At 41.9% G+C, this 848-nt stretch carries 2 protein-coding genes; both read right to left on the bottom strand.

The genetic code is table 11. The features are described from left to right. Nucleotides 1-106: 106 nt before the first annotated feature. Nucleotides 107-559 (bottom strand): phage tail terminator protein, encoded by a 453-nt coding sequence (locus D9K81_RS18220; protein ID WP_120376189.1) that lies wholly within the window; start codon nt 557-559, stop codon nt 107-109. Next, a partial coding sequence (locus D9K81_RS18215; RefSeq protein WP_171406975.1) for a phage virion morphogenesis protein occupies nt 552-848 on the bottom strand: 297 nt, incomplete at its 5' end. The genes D9K81_RS18215 and D9K81_RS18220, both read right to left, overlap by 8 nt.

Genomic DNA, 848 nt, shown 5'->3' with positions numbered 1-848 from the left:
TCTAAAAGCTGTTTAATTTTTTCTTGGGGTAGATCACCAACAGTTTGACCTTTCACCCATGGGCCAATTGGCTTTAGGGCTTTGTACTGCATTTTCATAAGCTTCCTTAATCAGGTTCTGTTTGAATAAATAACTCAGACTCCAACACCACTGTTGAGTAAACACAGCTTTTAGAGATATCTTCTTCAGTATTTACGTATATCAATGGCTCAGCGCTGGATGAAGGTTCCCATCCACTTAATTTTTTGATGATCTTAATGGTTAGATCACCAGCCATATCAAATGCTTTCGAACCATCTGTTACCTGTGATGCAGCATGCTTACAGCAAGCCGTTACTTCCCAGACCACTTTCAGTTTGAGCGCATCGCCTTTGCTCACCACTCCTGCACTTTTGGTACGGCGAAAATTGACTTGGATATTCGGAGTGATTTGTGACAACTCAGTTGTCATACCCAAATTCTTAGGTGTGTAGATTTTCTTTACACCCCATTCACCCATGAAATGCTCGAGGCGCTCTACTATTTCGTCACGTACCGCATATAGATTTTCGTCACTCATCCAGCACTACATCCTCAATAATATTTAATAGATCATGCTCATCGTCGCTGGTTAGACCCAGCCATGCACGTGCAGGAATTTTTACGGTATAAGCACCGACAGTCACATCTTGAGCAAAGTTAGATCGTGTTTGGCGAACAAACCGATTACCGACAACACCAGTCTTTTGATTCTGTCGGAAGTAAACCGTGCTTTGACGAGCTTCATGCTTGATTTCACCACCAAAATGATGAATCGCACCATATTCAACGTCTGTACCAACTTCAAAACCATTGCTGGTTGTATTATT

The sequence above is a fragment of the Acinetobacter chengduensis genome (assembly GCF_003664645.1).
Taxonomy (GTDB): Bacteria; Pseudomonadota; Gammaproteobacteria; order Pseudomonadales; family Moraxellaceae; genus Acinetobacter; species Acinetobacter chengduensis.
Note: the sequence above shows the minus strand (reverse complement) of the source record. Positions and strands in the feature narration are given on the sequence as shown.